This window comes from Rubrivivax sp. A210, assembly GCF_904426505.1.
In the GTDB taxonomy this organism is placed as follows: domain Bacteria; phylum Pseudomonadota; class Gammaproteobacteria; order Burkholderiales; family Burkholderiaceae_C; genus Rubrivivax.
Window position 1 is genome coordinate 405,199 of the sequence record NZ_CAJGBN010000001.1, and the last position, 12,155, is coordinate 417,353.

The following is a 12,155-nucleotide window of genomic DNA, read 5'->3' on the forward strand; positions in this document are numbered from 1 at the left end:
ATGTACGCCTACACCGATTTCGACCGCGAGTTCGTCCGCGCACGCGCCGCGCAGTTCCGCGACCAGTTGCAGCGCAATCTGGCCGGTGAGCTGGCCGACGACGACTTCCGCCCGCTGCGCCTGCAGAACGGCTGGTATGTGCAACGCCACGCCCCCATGCTGCGCGTGGCCGTGCCCTACGGCGAACTGGCTGCGCGCCAGCTGCGCCAGCTGGCCCGCATTGCCCGTGAGCACGACCGCCAGGACGCCGGCCTGCCCACCGAGCGGGGTGGCTTCGGCCACTTCTCGACGCGCCAGAACCTGCAATTCAACTGGATTCCACTGCCGCAGAGCGCCGACGTGATGGACCTGCTGGCCGATGTGGACATGCACGGCATCCAGACCAGCGGCAACTGCATCCGCAATATCACCACCGACGCCCTGGCCGGCATCGCACCGGACGAGGAGGTCGATCCGCGGCCTTATTGCGAGCTGCTGCGCCAATGGAGCACGCTGCACCCCGAGTTCGCCTTCCTGCCGCGCAAATTCAAGATCGCCGTCACCGGCGCCCGCGAAGACCGCGCCGCCACCGCCTGGCACGACATCGGCCTCACGCTGCGCCGCAATGCCGCCGGCGAGGTCGGCTTCGCGGTGGCCGTGGGCGGCGGCATGGGCCGCACGCCGGTGATCGCCGTGCCCTTCCACGCCTTCGTGCCCTGGCGCGAGATCCTCGTCTACATCGAGGCCATCGTGCGCCAGTACAACCTGCACGGCCGCCGCGACAACATGTACAAGGCGCGCATCAAGATCCTCGTCAAGGCCGAGGGCCAGCGCTTCGTCGACGCCGTCAATCGCGAGTACGAGGCGCTGCGCGCCGACCCGGCCACACCGCTGATCCCGGCCGCCGAGCTCGACCGCGTCGCCGCCCACTTCCAGCCGCTGCCACCGCTGCCGGTGCTGCCCACCGCCGCGGCCACGCCGCCGCTGCCAGCCTACGAACGCTGGCTGCAGCGCAATGTGCATGGCCACCGCGTGCCCGGCTACAAGGCAGTGACGTTGTCGCTCAAGCGTCCCGGCCTGCCGCCCGGCGACATCACGGCCGACCAGATGGACGCCGCGGCCGAACTGGCCGAGCGCTTCAGCCACGCCGAGCTGCGCGTCACCCACGACCAGAACCTGCTGCTGCCCTGGGTGCGCGAGACCGACCTGCGCGCGCTCTGGCTCGATGCCCGCGAGGACGGCTTCGCCACCCCCAACATCGGCCTGCTCACCGACATGATCGCCTGCCCCGGCGGCGACCTGTGCGCGCTGGCCAATGCGCGCAGCATCCCCATCGCCGCCGCCATCACCGAGCGCTTTGACGACCTGGACGAACTGCACGACATCGGCGACATCGACCTCCACATCAGCGGCTGCATCAACAGCTGCGGCCACCACCACAGCGGCCACATCGGCATCCTCGGCGTCGACAAGGACGGCAGCGAGTGGTACCAGGTCACGGTGGCCGGCTCCGACGGCAGCGCCATCAGCGGCCCCTCGGTGGCCGGCAAGGTGATAGGCCCTTCGTTCGCCGCCGACGAGGTGCCCGACGTGATGGAGGCCGTGATCGCCGTCTATCTGCGCGAGCGCCAGGCCGGTGAGCGCTTCATCGACACCTCGCGCCGCCTCGGGCCCCTGCCCTTCCGCCGCGCCGCCGACGAGGTGCGCCGCAGCACCGCCGCAGTGGACTGAACCAGGAAAGCCCCCCGACATGACCGATTTCCGCTTCATCGCCCCCGAGCAGGAACTGCCCGCCGGCGCCCTGGTGCTGGCCAACACAGCCGACGTGTTGGCCCATGCCGACGAGGTGCGCCGCCACGCTGCCGTGGTGCTGGATTTTCCCAAGTGGACCGACGGCCGCGCCTATTCGCAGGCCGTGCTGCTGCGCGGCCGCCTGCACTACGCCGGCGACATCGTCGCCACCGGCGACGTGCTGACCGACATGCCGCCACTGCTGCGCCGCTGCGGCTTCAGCGCCGCACGCCTGCGCGCCGACCAGAAGCTCGAAAGCGCGCAGCGCTCGCTGGGCTTCTTCGACACCCATTACCAGACCGTGCCGCCCGAGCGCACGGTGGAGCAAGCCTGATGAGCCGCGCCATCGCACTCAACGCCCGTGCCACGGCCGGCTTCGAGGACCGCGTCGCCAACGCCCTGGCGGTGCTGCAGGCCGCGGCCAGCGCGCACCCGGGCCGCATCGTCCAGACCACCAGCCTGGGCGCCGAGGACATGGTCGTCACCGACCTCATCGCCCGCCACGGCCTGCCCATCGCGCTGGCCACGCTGGACACCGGCCGCCTGCATGCCCAGACGCTGGCGCTGATCCCGCGCATCGAGCAGCGCTACGGCCTGGCCGTCGAGGTCTGGTCGCCGCCGGCCGAACAGGTGGTGCAGTTCGTCGACCGCCACGGCGCGATGGCCATGCGCCAGAGCATCGAACTGCGCAAGGCCTGCTGCGCGCTGCGCAAGCTCGAACCGCTGGCCCGCCTGCTGCAAGGTCGCCAAGCCTGGGTGACCGGCCTGCGCCGCGAGCAGAGCGGCGCCCGCGGCACCGTACTCTTCAGCGAAGCCGACGACCAGGGCCGCAGCAAGATCAACCCGCTGGCCGACTGGAGCTGGGCCGACGTCTGGCACTACATCCAGTTGAACGACGTGCCCTACAACCCGCTGCACGACGAATTCTTCCCCAGCATAGGCTGCGAGCCCTGCACCCGCGCCATCGCGCTGGGCGAAGATTTCCGCGCCGGCCGCTGGTGGTGGGAGGATGAAGCGGCCAAGGAATGCGGGCTCCATGTGAGCCATGACGTGAGCCACGACTACAACAAGGAAGCCACCGCATGAACGCGCCCGTCGCCATCGACCATCTCCTGCCAGGGCTGGACCACCAGCACCTCGACGCGCTCGAGGAAGAGGCCATCTTCATCCTGCGCGAGGTGGCCGCCACCTTCGAGCGCCCGGCCCTGCTGTTCAGCGGCGGCAAGGATTCCTGCGTCGTGCTGCGCCTGGCCGAGAAGGCCTTCAAGAATCACGTCTCGGGCCAGGAATTCAGCGGCCGCCTGCCCTTCCCGCTGCTGCACGTGGACACCGGGCACAACTTCCCCGAGGTGATTGAATTCCGCGACCGCCGCGTCGCCGAGATGGGCGAGCGCCTGCTGGTGGGCAGCGTCGAGGACAGCATCCGCCGCGGCACCGTGCGCCTGGCCCATCCGCTGGAGTCGCGCAACGGCCACCAGACCGTGGCCCTGCTGGAGGCCATCGAGGAGCACCGCTTCGACTGCCTGATCGGCGGCGCGCGGCGCGACGAGGAGAAGGCGCGCGCCAAGGAGCGCATCTTCAGCCACCGCGACAGCTTCGGCCAGTGGCAGCCCAAGGAGCAGCGGCCCGAACTGTGGACGCTGTTCAACACCCGCATCAAGCCGGGCGAGCATTTCCGCGCCTTCCCCATCAGCAACTGGACCGAGCTTGACGTGTGGCTCTACCTGGCGCGCGAGCGCGTGCCGCTGCCGGGCCTGTACTACAGCCATGCGCGCGAAGTCGTGCGCCGCAAGGGCCTGCTGGTGCCGGTGACCGAGGTCACGCCGCCGCTGGCGGGCGAGCAGATCGAAACGCTGCCGGTGCGCTTTCGCACCGTGGGCGACATGACGTGTACCTGCCCGGTGGAGAGCGACGCCGCCAGCGCCAGCGACATCGTCGCCGAGACGCTGACCGTCACCATCAGCGAACGCGGCGCCACGCGCATGGACGACCGCACCAGCGACGCCTCGATGGAGCGGCGCAAGAAGGAAGGGTATTTTTGATGAACGCCATTGCCCAGGCCAAGACCGTGGCCGTGCCCCAGCAGCACAAGGCGCTGCGCTTCCTCACCGCCGGCAGCGTCGATGATGGCAAGAGCACCCTGATAGGCCGTCTGCTCTTCGACAGCCGCGCCATCCTGGCCGACCAGCTCGACAACCTGCATGCGCGCGCCGCCGGCGAGCCCATCGACCTGAGCCTGCTCACCGACGGCCTCGAGGCCGAGCGCGAGCAGGGCATCACCATCGACGTCGCCTACCGCTACTTCACGACGCCGACGCGCAAGTTCATCATCGCCGACGCCCCGGGCCACGAGCAATACACGCGCAACATGGTCACCGCCGCCGCCGGCAGCGATGCCGCCGTGGTGCTGGTCGACATCACCAAGCTCGACCTCGCGGCGCGCCCCGTCGTGCTGCTGCCGCAGACCCGCCGTCACAGCCTGCTGGCCCAGTTGCTGCGCGTACCCAGCATCGTGTTCGCCATCAACAAGCTCGACGCCGTGGCCGACCCCGGCCCCGCCTATGCGGCGGTGAGGGATGCATTGCTGGCCTTTGCCGCCGAGGCCGGCATGGCGGTGGCCGGCGTCGTGCCGGTCTCGGCGCTGCGCGGCGACAACGTCACCACGCCGCTGGTGGCCGATTGGTACGACGGCCCCTCACTGCTGCAGCTGCTGGAGCAATTGCCGGCGACCCAGGAACGCCTGGACGGGGCTTTCAGCCTGCCAGTGCAATACGTGGCCCGTGAAGGCCAGGGCGTGGGCGCCCAGCCGCGCGTGCTGTGGGGCCGCGTGGCGCAAGGCGCTGTCAAGGCCGGCGACGAGATGCAGGTCTTCCCCAGCGGCGAACGCGCCATCGTGGCCGAGGTGCGCCGCGCCGGCGCCACCGTGGCCGCGGTCGAGGCCGGGCAGTCGGCCGGCGTGGTGCTGGACCGCCAGCTCGATGTCTCGCGCGGCGACTGGCTGGCCGCACCGGGCACGCTGACCCCGGTGCGCCGCTTCAGCGCGACGCTGGCCTGGCTGGACACCGAGGCCGCCACGCTGGGCCGCAAGTACTGGGTGCGCCACGGCAACCGCTGGGTGCAGGCGCGCCTGGTCGAGATCGTGCATTGCCTGGACATCCACACGCTGGAGCCGCAGGACGCGCACTCGCTGGCCGTCAACGACATCGCCGAAGTCGTGTTCGAGCTGCAACAGCCGCTGCCGCTGGCACCCTATGCCAGCAACCGCATCGGCGGCGCGCTGATCGTCGTCGACCCCGCCAGCCACCGCACCAGCGGTGCGTTGCTGGTGCGCGAGGTGCAACCGACATGACGGTGCGCGTCGTCTTCATCGGCGCCGGGCCGGGCGCGGCCGACCTCATCACGGTGCGCGGCGCGCGCCGCCTGGCCGAGGCCGAGGTGGTGTTGTTCGACGCCCTCACCGACCCCGCGCTGCGCAGCATGGCGCCCCAGGCGCTGTGGGTGGACGTGGGCAAGCGCGGCTTCCGCCACGGCACCGGCCAGGCCACGATAGACGCGCTCCTGGTGCGCTATGCGCAAAGCCATCAGCGCGTGGTGCGGCTCAAGGGCGGCGACCCCAGCGTCTTCGGCCGCCTCGAAGAAGAGCTGCAGGCCCTGGCCGCCGCCGGCATCGCCTGCGAGGTCGTGCCCGGCGTCACCGCGGCGCTTGCCGCCGCCGCCCAGACGCAGCGCCCGCTCACGCGCCGCGGCAGCGGCCGCAGCGTGAGCCTGGCCACGGCGATGACGCGCGAGGGCGAGCTGCAGGGCGGCCGCCACGCCGACACCGAGGTCTTCTACATGGCCGGCCGCCAGCTCGGCGCCCTGGGCCGCCGCCTGCTGGCCGCGGGCTGGGGCGCCGACACGCCGGTCTGCGTGGCCTCGCGCGCCGGCTGGACCGATGCGCTGGCCAGCACGCACAGCCTGGCTGAGCTGGGCGCCGCGGCCGTGCTGCACGCCGGCCGGCCCAGCATCGTCACCGTGGGCGCCGGTGCGCACGCCGTGGTGGCGGGTGCAAAGACCCCTGCGCGCCACGCCTTGGCGGCCGAAAAGCCCGTCACAGCACCGTAAAATCATGGGTTTTGCGGGTTGCGGCATGCGCCCGCGGCCCCTTCATCGACAAGAGCCTCCACATGACCCACGTCGTCCTCGAATCGTGCATCCGCTGCAAGTACACCGACTGCGTCGATGTCTGCCCCGTCGACTGCTTCCGCGAGGGGCCCAATATGCTGGTGATCGACCCCGACGAGTGCATCGACTGCGCGGTCTGCATCCCCGAGTGCCCGGTCAACGCCATCCTGCCCGAGGAAGACGTGCCGAACGACCAGCTCGCCTTCATCAAGCTCAACGCCGATCTCTCGCCCAAGTGGCCCAGCATCACCAAGCGCAAGGCCGCCCTGCCCGACGCCGACGAATGGAAAGACCGGCGCGACAAGCTCGATCAACTGGTGCGCTGAACCCCGAATGAACGCAGACAGCAACTCCGCCGCTCCCCTCATCGAGACCGACGCCGTCATCATCGGCGCCGGCCCGGTGGGCCTGTTCCAGGTCTTCGAACTCGGCCTGCTCGAGATCAAGGCCCATGTCATCGACTCGCTCGCCTACCCGGGCGGCCAGTGCATCGAGCTCTACCCCGACAAGCCCATCTACGACATACCGGCGGTGCCGGTGTGTACCGGCAAGGAACTCACCGACAACCTGCTCAAGCAGATCGAGCCCTTCGGCCCCACCTTCCACTTCGGCCACGAGGTGACGGTGGTGCGCAAGGAGGAAGACGGCCGCTTCTTCGTCGAAACGGCCAAGGGCACGCGCTTCCTCAGCAAGACCATCTTCATCGCCGGCGGCGTGGGCTCGTTCCAGCCGCGCCTGCTGCGCGTGGACGGCCTCGACAAGTTCGACGAGAGCCAGCTCTTCTACCGCGTGCGCAACCCGGCGCAGTTCGCGGGCAAGAACCTGGTCATCGTGGGCGGCGGCGATTCGGCGCTCGACTGGACGCTCAACTTCGTGCAGGACGGCCCCAACAAGGCCGAGAGCGTGATCCTGGTACACCGCCGCGATGGCTTCCGCGCCGCCCCGGCCAGCGTGGCCAAGATGCGCGAGCTGTGCGACGCCTACGAGATGCAGTTCGTGGTCGGCCAGGTCACCGGCTTCGACGAAGCCAACGGCCAGCTCAAGAGCCTCAAGCTCACCGGCGGCGACGGCGTCACCCGCGTGCTGCCGCTGGACATGCTGCTGGTGTTCTTCGGCCTCAGCCCCAAGCTCGGCCCCATCGCCGACTGGGGCCTGGGCCTGGAGCGCAAGCAGATCGTCGTCGACACCGAGAAGTTCGAGACTTCGATCCCCGGCATCTTCGCCGTCGGCGACATCAACACCTACCCGGGCAAGAAGAAGCTCATCCTGTCGGGCTTCCACGAAGCCGCGCTGGCCGCCTTCGGTGCCGCGCCCTATGTCTTCCCCGAGAAGCGCATCCTGCTGCAATACACCACCACCAGCCCCAAGCTGCACAAGGTGCTGGGCGTGGAGACGCCGGTCTTCGACTGAAGCCCTGGCCCCTTCACCCCGTAACAAGGCCCGCCGCGTGCGGGCCTTGCCCTTTTCTGGCGGGCTTCATGCATCTGCAATAATCCACCCGTCGCCGGCTCTGGCCGGCGTCACTTCGCTAGGGGTGTTGGTGCCGCAAGGCATCGACTGAGAAAGTCCCTTTGAACCTGATTGAGGTAATCCTCGCGCAGGGAAGCAGTCGAATGCCAGGGCCCTCATCGCGTGCCCGCGCCGCCGATACGCCGACCTGCCATCTAACCGGACGTGCAGGATGGCAAGCCCCAGACCCTTCTTCCCTCTCCGCCTCGTGGCCCTGGCTGCCGCGGTGGCCACCGCGCTGCCAGCGGCGGCGCAGCAGGACACCGTCACCATCACCGGCACCCGCCAGCAGGGCCATGCCGGCGTGGCCGGCTTCGGCGACATGCCCCTGGCCCGCACGCCGGTGCAGGCCGCGAGCTGGAGCCCGCAGCAGCTGGCCGACAGCGGCATCGCCTCGTTGGGCGCGCTGACGCGGCTGGACGCCAGCGTGGGCGATGCCTACAACGCCGAAGGCTACTGGGCCATCGTCTCGACGCGTGGCTACACGCTGGACAACCGCTTCAACTACCGCCGCGACGGCCTGCCCATCAATGCCGAGACCGCGCTGCCGCTGGACAACAAGGAACGGCTGGAACTGCTGAAAGGCACGAGCGGCATGCAGGCTGGCACCAGCGCGCCCGGCGGCCTCGTCAACCTGATCGTCAAACGGCCCGCCGGCACGCTGCGCCAGGGGCGCATGGAATGGCGCGGCGCCGGCAGCGTGTTGGGCGCGGTGGATCTGGGCGAGAGCTTCGGCAGCGACGGCACTTTCGGCCTGCGCATCAACGCCGCCTACGAGCATCTGAACCCGCCTCAACGCCACACGCACGGCGAGCGCCACCTGATCGCCGCCGCCGCCGACTGGCAGCTCGGCGACTACAGCCTGCTGCAGGCCGAGCTCGAAATCAGCCGCCAGCGCCAGCCCAGCGTGGCCGGCTTCAGCATGCTGGGCGCCAGCGTGCCGGGCGCGCAGGACATCGACCCCCGCCTCAACCTCAATGACCAGCCCTGGCGACAGCCGGTGGTCTTCGATGGCCAGACCGCCTCGCTGCGCTGGCGCCAGCGCCTGGCCGGTGACTGGCAACTGTTCGCCCATGCGATGCAGCAGAAGCTGCGCACCGACGACAACACCGCCTTCCCCTTCGGGCTCTTCGACCCCAATACCTTTGATTGCGGCCAGACCTGCGACCGCTACGCGCCCGATGGCAGCTTCACCTACTGGGAGTTCAAGAGCGAAGGCGAGCGGCGCACCAGCCGCGCGCTGCAACTCTCGGCCTCGGGCCCGGCGCGCATGGCGGGGCTGGAACACCGGGTCGAGGCCGGCCTGCTGTTCACGAACTACACGGCGCGCATGAACGATGCCGTGTTCGACATCGCAGGCCTGGGCAAGGTGGACGGCAGCCTGCAAACCCCGCCGTCGGCAGGCTTTCTCGACAGCAACACCCACCGCGACGAACGCAGCACCGAACTCTTTGCGCGCGACACCGTCAAGCTGGCCCCGGCCTGGCAACTGTTTGCCGGCCTTCGCCACTCGCGCATCGAGCGCAAGAGCCAGCGCACGATCACCCCGTCCGATGCCCTGGGCGACAAGCCCTACGAGCAATCCTTCACCACCCCGTGGCTGGCGCTGAGCCACGAACTGGCACCAGGGACCATCGCCTATGCCAGCTGGGGCCGCGGCCTCGAGTCCGAAGCCACGCCCAGCCGGGCGCGCTACACCAATGCCGGCGAAACCTTCACGCTGCAGAGCCGCCAGCTCGAGATCGGACTCAAGCATGCCGGCCGCGATGGCGAAGCCTCGGTGGCCCTGTTCGACATCACCCGCCCCCAGACCTTTGACCGCTGCGACTTCACCGCCAGCACGCCCTGCACCCGCATCGTCGACGGCAGCGCCCGCCACCGCGGCCTGGAGGCCGCCGGCACGATGCGCACCGGACCCTGGCTATGGCAGGCCAGCGCAATGTGGCTGGACGCCCGGCGCCAGGGCTCGAGCCAAGCTGCGGTGAACGGCCGTAGCCCCGCCAACGTACCGCGCGCCACGCTGCGCCTGGGCAGCGAATTCGCGGTCGGCCCACTGCCCGGCCTGGCGCTGCTGGCCCAGCTCAGCGCCGAGGGCCAGCGCCATGTGCTGCCTCCGGGACGCGAGGTCTACGCGAGCGACGCCGACGCGACCATCCCGGGCTGGACGCGCCTGGACCTGGGCCTGCGCTGGCGCCAGCAATGGCAGGCCACCACCCTGGTCTGGCGCCTGGGCGTCGACAATGCCACCGACCAACAGGCCTGGAAGGAATCGCCCTACCAGTTCAGCCATGTGTACTTGTACCCACTCGCGCCCCGCACATGGCGAGCTTCCGTGCAGGCAAGCTTTTGAAGCCCTGGATTTTCAGGCTATACTGAGCGGCTCTGTTCCCCGATAGCTCAGTCGGTAGAGCGCCGGACTGTTAATCCGTAGGTCCCTGGTTCGAGCCCAGGTCGGGGAGCCAAAAACTCGAAGTGCGACAAGCACTTACAACGCCCACCCCGTGTGGGCGTTGTGCTTTCTGGGGCCAGCGTTGCCGTTGCGTTGCCGTTATGCGGAGCCCTTGCCCTGCCCCGAACGACCAGAAAGCCCCGTGACGAGGCACGCTGTCCTGCTAGGGGCTGGCTCTTGGCCCTTGCGCAGCAGGCTGCCGATACCGCGCGCCCACCCGCAGTGATGGCTGCCGCGCCCGCCACGCAGAGCGATCAGGTGTACGAGGCCATGGAGCCCATTTTCCTAACCGACCCGACCAAGTTCAGTGGGGGACGACGCCCGACCCCCGGCAGCCCCCGGACACCCCCGCGGGCGGGCCGGTAAACCCTGGCTTAGTCATCCGGACCCATGGACCTGTTATCGGAGCCCCTGCCGAAAATTTGGCCAAAAATTCAGGGAGATGCATTCCCGGCGGTCACGGGCAACGACGTGGCGCCCAGCTCATGGATGCCGATGCCCAGGCCCAGGCCCAGGCCCAAGCCCGCCGTGCGCTAAATCTTGGAACTGCCGCCGCGGCCCGGCCCAATGCCCGCGATGCCCTTCAAGCCCCGCACGCGGCAGAGAGGCCCTGCCGGCACCGCAGCGCCATGCAAACGACACGGCTAGGGGCTGGGCCACACGACCGGGCTTCCAGGGCCCTGGGGAGCACCAAGTGGCCCGGGCAGTGGTTACCCTTCACGTCCCGGGGCGCGCGGGCTTGCGCGGGCCAGGGGCGCAAGCTACAAGAGCAAGAATCGCGTCTGAAAACTGCCGCTCCTACAGATCGGCCATATGGGGCTGCGACGCCTCGAATCTCAGGCAATTTCGATCAGGGCTAGCAAGAACAGGTCTACCGTGACAGAATTTGTTCCCGTCTGTGGCAACTTTGCGGCGCTGTCAATCACACGTTAGGCGTCACATGGATCAAAACGTCCAAGCTCTTGCCCAGTTCTTCGAAGAGAGTTGGCAACCAATGCTCGCGCTAATGGCGCGCGCCCGTGCCATTGAATTCCGAATCAGACTTGCAGCTGAAGTGCATGCGCAAGCAACGTTCTCGAACTCCCGAAACTGGGAAGAGTTTCAGAAGGGTTCCCGTCGAGTAGTCCGCCAAAAACTCGAGCGCCATGTTAAGGCCCTTTTTCCAGCGTCGGCAGATCAAATGATCCTGATTCGGCAGTGTGCCGACGGCCTAGCTCATGCTGACTACCGTGCTGCCCGTCTTCGCATAGATCAGTACGGACAGCAATTCCCGCTGTCTTCGCCGCGTTCTAAAGATGATGTTGGCGTGATGCTCTACAAGAATATTACGCACCCCGATGGATCGGCAGGCGACCTTGCGTACCTTCTCAATACATCGGACGATAATCTGATCCTCGAAGAATACGAAGTCTTCGCAAAGCAGGGCTACGTAGTTGCAGCAGAGGAGCTCTTGGCTCTTGCCGAACAACAATTGGGAGCAATCGCGCCAAGGCTCAATCTGAAGTACGCGGCACTTGTAATGTCTCGGGGCCTCAAGTACGGGAAACGCGTTGACGGCTAACCCCTCGCTCATGCGGAGCGGCAACGGCAGGCCACCAGGCCCGGGCTGGTGGTACGCGGTACATTTTCACCAGCCCGGGCCTGGCGTCCTGCCGTCGTCGCCCGCTTACCTCGAACGTTAGGCCGCACAACTACACCCGAGGTTGCTACGCGCGCCCTCTAAGGAAAGCCTAGGAGAACTCGCTTTGGGCCGACTTCTTGCAGTCTTCAATATTATTGCTGGTAGCTCATCAATCGTGGGCCTGTACATAACGGCTTTCACCGAATATCGCTCTTGGGTTATTGCTGTGATATTTGTGGTCACAGCAATATTTGTAGCCTACGTACTCTTCGTACCTGGCAACAAAGTCGAGACCAATGTTTCAGCGAAGCTAAATCAGTATAGGTCGCCAGATGGAGCTGGAACCATAACCAAATTGCATGATGAATTCATCGTTGGCGGGTTTGCCTGGAGGGAGATTCCTTTCCCGCATCCGTTTGCAGAACCTCCTCACGTTGAACTAATTAAGCTTTCCGGGCCTGGATCTGTTTCACATTCAGTTAGCCAAGTCACGGTTCACAAATTCGTAGTCATCGCGCATCCCAAAGCGCAGAGCAGCGAGGATGCTCGGTATCGCTGGATCGCCACAGGGACGCCACTCCAGAAGGCTGAGGCAACAAGTGCGGCCTAACCCCTCGCTCATGCGGAGCGGCAACGGCAGGC

Annotated in this window: 11 protein-coding genes, 1 tRNA gene and 1 riboswitch; all 12 genes read left to right on the plus strand. The window is 67.7% G+C overall.

Translation table 11 applies throughout. The features are described 5' to 3' along the window. Positions 1-1,710 (plus strand): nitrite/sulfite reductase, encoded by a 1,710-nt coding sequence (locus tag JMV16_RS01690; RefSeq protein WP_201492413.1) that lies wholly within the window; start codon positions 1-3, stop codon positions 1,708-1,710. A gap of 19 nt (positions 1,711-1,729) precedes the next feature. Continuing rightward, complete coding sequence (locus JMV16_RS01695; RefSeq protein WP_201492414.1) at positions 1,730-2,104, plus strand: DUF934 domain-containing protein; 375 nt, start codon at positions 1,730-1,732, stop codon at positions 2,102-2,104. Further along, a complete protein-coding gene (locus JMV16_RS01700) occupies positions 2,104-2,856 on the plus strand; it encodes a phosphoadenylyl-sulfate reductase (protein ID WP_201492415.1) in 753 nt (250 codons plus the stop codon). Before JMV16_RS01695 ends, JMV16_RS01700 begins: the two co-directional genes overlap by 1 nt. Beyond that, positions 2,853-3,812, plus strand: coding sequence for a sulfate adenylyltransferase subunit CysD (gene cysD / locus JMV16_RS01705; protein ID WP_201492416.1), 960 nt, complete (start codon positions 2,853-2,855; stop codon positions 3,810-3,812). Before JMV16_RS01700 ends, cysD begins: the two co-directional genes overlap by 4 nt. Next, positions 3,812-5,119 (plus strand): sulfate adenylyltransferase subunit 1, encoded by a 1,308-nt coding sequence (locus JMV16_RS01710; protein ID WP_201492417.1) that lies wholly within the window; start codon positions 3,812-3,814, stop codon positions 5,117-5,119. The genes cysD and JMV16_RS01710 overlap by 1 nt, the downstream gene beginning before the upstream one ends. Continuing rightward, positions 5,116-5,874 (plus strand): uroporphyrinogen-III C-methyltransferase, encoded by a 759-nt coding sequence (gene cobA, locus JMV16_RS01715; protein WP_201492418.1) that lies wholly within the window; start codon positions 5,116-5,118, stop codon positions 5,872-5,874. The genes JMV16_RS01710 and cobA overlap by 4 nt, the downstream gene beginning before the upstream one ends. Positions 5,875-5,936: 62 nt before the next feature. Next, positions 5,937-6,260: a ferredoxin FdxA gene (fdxA, locus tag JMV16_RS01720; protein ID WP_201492419.1), complete on the plus strand. Its 324-nt coding sequence runs from the start codon at positions 5,937-5,939 to the stop codon at positions 6,258-6,260. Between the two features lie 7 nt (positions 6,261-6,267). After that, positions 6,268-7,344 carry an NAD(P)/FAD-dependent oxidoreductase gene (locus JMV16_RS01725; RefSeq protein ID WP_201492420.1) on the plus strand — a complete coding sequence of 359 codons (1,077 nt, stop codon included), beginning with the start codon at positions 6,268-6,270 and terminating at the stop codon, positions 7,342-7,344. 110 nt (positions 7,345-7,454) lie between these two features. Continuing rightward, a riboswitch (TPP riboswitch) is annotated at positions 7,455-7,555 on the plus strand. 60 nt (positions 7,556-7,615) lie between these two features. Beyond that, positions 7,616-9,793, plus strand: coding sequence for a TonB-dependent siderophore receptor (locus JMV16_RS01730; protein ID WP_201492421.1), 2,178 nt, complete (start codon positions 7,616-7,618; stop codon positions 9,791-9,793). A gap of 36 nt (positions 9,794-9,829) precedes the next feature. After that, positions 9,830-9,905 (plus strand) — tRNA-Asn (locus JMV16_RS01735). 927 nt (positions 9,906-10,832) lie between these two features. After that, positions 10,833-11,453 carry a hypothetical protein gene (locus JMV16_RS01740; RefSeq protein ID WP_201492422.1) on the plus strand — a complete coding sequence of 207 codons (621 nt, stop codon included), beginning with the start codon at positions 10,833-10,835 and terminating at the stop codon, positions 11,451-11,453. 184 nt (positions 11,454-11,637) lie between these two features. Next, complete coding sequence (locus tag JMV16_RS01745) at positions 11,638-12,123, plus strand: hypothetical protein (RefSeq protein ID WP_201492423.1); 486 nt, start codon at positions 11,638-11,640, stop codon at positions 12,121-12,123. Positions 12,124-12,155 lie beyond the last annotated feature (32 nt).

Excerpts from the sequence above, each read along its gene's own strand:
- JMV16_RS01710 (WP_201492417.1), top strand. The coding sequence starts at position 3,812 with ATGAACGCCATTGCCCAGGCCAAGACCGTGGCCGTGCCCCAGCAGCAC.
- JMV16_RS01725 (WP_201492420.1), top strand. The coding sequence starts at position 6,268 with ATGAACGCAGACAGCAACTCCGCCGCTCCCCTCATCGAGACCGACGCC.
- JMV16_RS01700 (WP_201492415.1), top strand. The coding sequence starts at position 2,104 with ATGAGCCGCGCCATCGCACTCAACGCCCGTGCCACGGCCGGCTTCGAG.
- cobA (WP_201492418.1), top strand. The coding sequence starts at position 5,116 with ATGACGGTGCGCGTCGTCTTCATCGGCGCCGGGCCGGGCGCGGCCGAC.
- fdxA (WP_201492419.1), top strand. The coding sequence starts at position 5,937 with ATGACCCACGTCGTCCTCGAATCGTGCATCCGCTGCAAGTACACCGAC.
- JMV16_RS01695 (WP_201492414.1), top strand. The coding sequence starts at position 1,730 with ATGACCGATTTCCGCTTCATCGCCCCCGAGCAGGAACTGCCCGCCGGC.
- JMV16_RS01690 (WP_201492413.1), top strand. The coding sequence starts at position 1 with ATGTACGCCTACACCGATTTCGACCGCGAGTTCGTCCGCGCACGCGCC.
- cysD (WP_201492416.1), top strand. The coding sequence starts at position 2,853 with ATGAACGCGCCCGTCGCCATCGACCATCTCCTGCCAGGGCTGGACCAC.
- JMV16_RS01740 (WP_201492422.1), top strand. The coding sequence starts at position 10,833 with ATGGATCAAAACGTCCAAGCTCTTGCCCAGTTCTTCGAAGAGAGTTGG.
- JMV16_RS01730 (WP_201492421.1), top strand. The coding sequence starts at position 7,616 with ATGGCAAGCCCCAGACCCTTCTTCCCTCTCCGCCTCGTGGCCCTGGCT.